Source organism: Bifidobacterium olomucense (assembly GCF_012932375.1).
Classification (GTDB): domain Bacteria; phylum Actinomycetota; class Actinomycetes; order Actinomycetales; family Bifidobacteriaceae; genus Bifidobacterium; species Bifidobacterium olomucense.
This window is the reverse complement of record NZ_JAAIIG010000027.1, coordinates 1-4,980: the sequence shown is the minus strand read 5'-3', so window position 1 is coordinate 4,980 and position 4,980 is coordinate 1. Positions and strand designations below refer to the sequence as shown.

Here is a 4,980-nt window from a genome sequence, read left to right as displayed (position 1 = left end):
CCGTTGCATAGTAGCCGGCGCGTCCAGGCCGCGTTACGTCTCGTTCTGACCCGGCCGCGCGCGGGTTGCTGACATGACTCCGCTCTCCGGGTTTGGGTTCTTGGCGGGGCATCGTGGGGGTCGTTTGGCGGGGGGCGGGGGGCGGGCGGGGGGGGCGGTTTGCGGTTTTGCGGGCGGGAATGGGCTTTTGCGGAGCTAACTCGCTTACAAGGGGTTGATTCCCGCTTGTCGGAAGGTCTATCTGCGTTACAAGGGGCTGCGGTGGGACGATAACACCCATATTCGGCCTTACACGACAACGTCGTTATGCCGTTTGCGGGTTTATGTACTTGAGCAGCAGCCCCTTGTAAAGCAGATAGATGTTTCGGACGACGGGAATCAGCCCCTTGTAAGCGAAATAGGGCGGAGACGCGGTACGGATAGGGCTGCGACGAGCGTGATGGGAAAGGACTTGAGAAAGGGGAGCGTAAGGCTGGATGGATATGGGGGTGAGAACGGGCCGTAACGGAGGCGGAACCGATATAGGGCGAGATCGAGGTGGTGCGGCGGCGGAGCGCAACAGCGCTGAAATAAGGCCGCGATGTCGCGATACGGCTACTCCTGCTCGAAAGTGACGCCATTGCGGGCGGCGAGGCGCTCGGCTTTGCGCTCAGCCTTGCGTTCCTCGACGGCCTCGATATGTTGAATGCGCAACTGACGCCAATCCTCGCGCATATCGCGGAAACGTTCCGCCAGTGTCGGCTCATCGTCCTTGCTGCCTTCTGCCGCCGACGTCGCTGGGTTCGAGGCGGTCGCCAACGGTAGCGAACCGGAGAAAAGCGACGAAGACGAAAGGCGACCGGCCGTGTTGCCCAATGCATTACCCGGCGCGTTACCCCTCGCGGCACCGGCATCCGCGGCATCCAACGTGCCATTCGGCGCGGCCGCGGACAGCGCATCCACGGCGTTGTCCGCGAATTTGGCCACGCCGAGCTTGAGCAGACCGAGGAGCTCCCGCAGGGTGTCTGGGATCGGCTCGTCGCTTTCGGTTGCGGTTTTGGACAGCCGCTCGATATGCCGACGGATGGAGTCGGCGTCTTCGGGATCGATTTTGAGCCCGGCAATCAGTGACTGGCGGATGGTCTCATAGTCGAGATTGGCGAAGAAATTCAGCTGCTGCAACGTCATGAACCCTTTGAGCTCGGGGAACCGCTCAAGAATATAGGTCTCGCGGTCATCGGCGGCCCGGGTCCAGTCGCGTGTCAGTTTCGGGTCCAGCGTGGCGGTGATCGAGCCTTCACGCATGCGGTAGTGGTACAGCACCTTGGGAATGCGCACCACGCGTGTGGCCTCGCCAATCACGTTGCAGATGCGGGAAAGGTCCTCGATTTTGCGGCCGACCGGGAAAGAGAACCCTGTGGATTGGTAGGTCGACGCCGGTGCGAGAAACGCCCAGAAATAGCCGTCGATTTCAGCCCGGACTTGCTTTTTGATGGTCTCTACCGGGGTGAGGATCTGGACTTCGGAAAAGTCGTTGTGCCGGTAGTTCGAGAGCAGGGGCTTGCCGTTTTCGGAGATGGTGTCGAACTGGAACATCACGAGGTCGGCGTCGTAGTCGCGCAAGGCGGCGAGACAGTCTTCCACCAGCGTGGGGGCCACGGTGTCGTCGGAGTCGGCGAAGTAGATATAGGATCCGGTGGCTTGGGCGATGCCGGCGTTGCGCGCGTCCGAAAGTCCGCCGTTGGGTTTGTGGATCACGCGCACGCGAGGGTCTTTGCGAGCCCAGGCATCGCACATGGTCGGGCACGAGTCGGGGGAGCCGTCGTCTACCAGCAGGATTTCGAGATTGGTGTACGTCTGCGCGGCCACGCTCGCCACGCATGCGTCGAGGAACCGCTCGACCTTATATACCGGGATGATGATGCTGACCAACGGCTCATGTTCCATGGGTTCAAGCCTAACGCCGGGTGCCGTCGCCGGCCACTGCGAAATCGGCTGCGGTGGCGTGGCGACACGCTGGGAAACGCGGATTTCGGGCGCATTGCTTGCACCGGCCGTCGAGCCGTGTATAGTGAGACGTGGCTCAACGAAGAGATTCTTCACTGAACCGGAAAAGTGAACGCTGAGGCTTGCAGTTCCCGGAAGCAATGTGGTAGATGGCTACGGTAGGTCGAAGCACAGTAAGAAACAAACAATCCCTTTACAACGGATCGTGAGGCACGTACCTGCCTCTGAAAGGATTAGTAATTATGGCAGAAGTCGTATTCGACCACGTCACTCGTATCTACCCGGGCAACGACAAGCCCTCTGTGGATGATCTGAATCTTGATATCAAGGACGGCGAGTTCCTCGTCCTGGTTGGTCCTTCCGGCTGTGGTAAGTCCACCACCCTGCGCATGCTCGCAGGCCTGGAAGAGGTCAACAAGGGCCGCATCCTCATCGGTGGCAAGGATGTCACCACGATGCAGCCGAAGGACCGCGACATCGCAATGGTGTTCCAGAACTACGCTCTGTACCCGCACATGACCGTCGCCGACAACATGGGCTTCGCTCTGAAGATCGCCGGCACCCCGAAGGACGAGATCCGCAAGCGCGTCGAGAAGGCCGCTGAGATCCTCGACCTGACCGAGTACCTCGATCGTAAGCCGAAGGCTCTGTCCGGTGGTCAGCGTCAGCGTGTGGCCATGGGCCGTGCAATCGTTCGTGAGCCGAAGGTCTTCCTCATGGATGAGCCGCTGTCCAACCTCGATGCCAAGCTCCGTGTCCAGACCCGTACCCAGATCGCTGCTCTGCAGCGTCAGCTGGGTGTCACCACCCTGTACGTGACCCACGATCAGACCGAGGCTCTGACGATGGGCGATCGTATCGCCGTCATCAAGCTCGGCATCCTGCAGCAGGTCGGCGCTCCGACCGAGCTGTACGATCGTCCGGCCAACGTCTTCGTCGCCGGCTTCATCGGCTCCCCGTCGATGAACCTGAACACCCACCCGGTGGTCAACGGCAAGGCGAAGATCGGTGAGGACACCGTGGATCTGCCGGCTGAGGCCGTCAACAAGCTCACCCCGGAGGACAACAACCAGATCGTGGTCGGCTTCCGTCCTGAGGACGCTGGCCTGGCTCCGGCTGATGACCCGAACGCCTTCTCCCTGAAGGTCGTGAACGTCGAGGATCTGGGCTCCGACGGCTACATCTACGGCAACATCATCACTGATGGTTCCGCCGCCGAGGAATCTCAGGTTATGTCCGACCAGAACAAGCTCACGACGATTCGTGTGAACCCGCGTGCGCTGCCGAAGGTCGGTGCAACCGTCAAGATCAAGATCGACCCGGCCAAGATGCACCTGTTCGCTCCGTCGACCGAGCTGCGTCTGAACTAGTAGATACTTGGCGAGGTCTAACCGCTTCGTCAACCATTAAACGAGGTTATTCTCTTCCTCTCTTATGACCTCGTTGGGAAAGCCCCGCATAGCAGCGGGGCTTTTCTTTTTGTCTGCGCTGTGCCGCTTCTATAATGACAACAAGCTGTTCCCCACAATTCAGTACGATGGAGTGCTATGGAAGTAAACAATCTGCCCCAGATGGATCCGCGCGCGCTGAAGGCCACGTCGGTTAAAGCCGAAGACGGCCATACCTCTTCGGGCGAGCCGCAGGCTCTGAAGATCACCGCTGCCAGTTCAAATCCGAAGATGTTCACATTGCCGTGGCACAAGCCTCTGGCCACGTGGCCTGAGGACCTGCTCGCCAACCTTCCGCGAGGCATCTCCCGCCACGTGGTGCGTTTCGTGCATGTGGGCGACGAAGTGTACGCCATGAAGGAAATCACCCGTCAGGTGGCCGAACGAGAGTACGAGATTCTGCGCCGACTGCAGAAGCTCGAACTGCCCACCGTCACCCCGATCGCGGTGGTCACCGGCCGTCACGACAAGAACGGCGAGCCGCTGGAAGCCATTCTGGTCACCCGTCACCTGAAGTTCTCGCTGCCGTACCGCGCACTGTTCGCGCGTAATCTGCAGCACGATACCGCCGAACGATTGATTGATGCACTGGCGGTGCTGATGGTGCGTCTGCACTTGGCCGGCTTCTACTGGGGTGACGTGTCCCTGTCGAACGTTTTGTTCTTGCGTGATGCCGACGCGTTCTCCGCTTTTCTGGTGGACGCCGAAACCGGTGATCTGCAGGTACAGCTGACTGATGGTCAGCGAGAATACGATATCGACTTGGCCCGTACGAATATCATCGGCGAACTGATGGATTTGGCGTCCGGCCGTCTGCTGCCGAGCGATGTGGACGAGATCGAGGTCGGCAACCGTCTGGCCGATCGTTATCACTCGCTGTGGAGCGCCCTGACCGATACCGATAAGTTCGGCCCGGACGAGATGTGGAAGATCGAGCAGCGCGTCAACAAGCTCAATGAGCTGGGCTTCGACGTGGACGAGCTGGAAATGAAGACCGCCGAGGATGGCAAGCGTGTGCTGGTGCGTCCGCGCGTGGTGGACGCCGGTTACGCCAACCGCAAGCTGCTGCGTCTGACCGGTCTCGATGTGCAGGAGAATCAGGCTCGTCGTCTGCTCAACGATCTCGACGCCTACCGTGCCTCCACATGGCGTGACGGCGAAGAGTTGGAGATTGTGGCCACCGATTGGATGCGTGAGGTCTACGAGCCGACCGTGCGTATGATTCCGCGCGATTATCGTTCCCAGATCGAGCCGGCGCAGTTCTTCCATGAGGTGCTCGATCACCGTTGGTTCCTGGCCGAGAAGGCCGGCCACGATGTGCCGATGGGCGAGGCCGTGACCAGCTACATCGAGAATGTGTTGCCGCAGTACAAGCTGGACAAGAAGGATGTGGACGAGCTGAACGCCGAAGCCGATTCCGGCGTGGTGGACGACGAGTACACCTACGGCGACTACGACGGCTACAACCCCGACGACGATCCCGACGCGGCGGTGTGGAGCCACTGAATCGTTACCCCCCCATCTCCCCTCCTTCGTCCTCCTCTCC

General features: G+C 60.4%; 3 protein-coding genes. 2 read left to right on the top strand and 1 reads right to left on the bottom strand.

Translation table 11 applies throughout. The features are described 5' to 3' along the window. Positions 1 to 594 precede the first annotated feature (594 nt). Positions 595 to 1,926: a glycosyltransferase family 2 protein gene (locus G1C97_RS11860; RefSeq protein WP_240951145.1), complete on the bottom strand. Its 1,332-nt coding sequence runs from the start codon at positions 1,924 to 1,926 to the stop codon at positions 595 to 597. A 302-nt stretch (positions 1,927 to 2,228) separates the two neighbouring features. On the opposite strand from G1C97_RS11860, the gene G1C97_RS11855 reads away from it, so the two are divergent. Both G1C97_RS11855 and G1C97_RS11850 read left to right on the top strand, forming a co-directional pair. Beyond that, positions 2,229 to 3,356 carry an ABC transporter ATP-binding protein gene (locus G1C97_RS11855; protein ID WP_100497058.1) on the top strand — a complete coding sequence of 376 codons (1,128 nt, stop codon included), beginning with the start codon at positions 2,229 to 2,231 and terminating at the stop codon, positions 3,354 to 3,356. A gap of 177 nt (positions 3,357 to 3,533) precedes the next feature. Beyond that, positions 3,534 to 4,940, top strand: a complete 1,407-nt coding sequence (locus G1C97_RS11850) for a DUF4032 domain-containing protein (protein ID WP_100497059.1) — start codon at positions 3,534 to 3,536, stop codon at positions 4,938 to 4,940. Positions 4,941 to 4,980 lie beyond the last annotated feature (40 nt).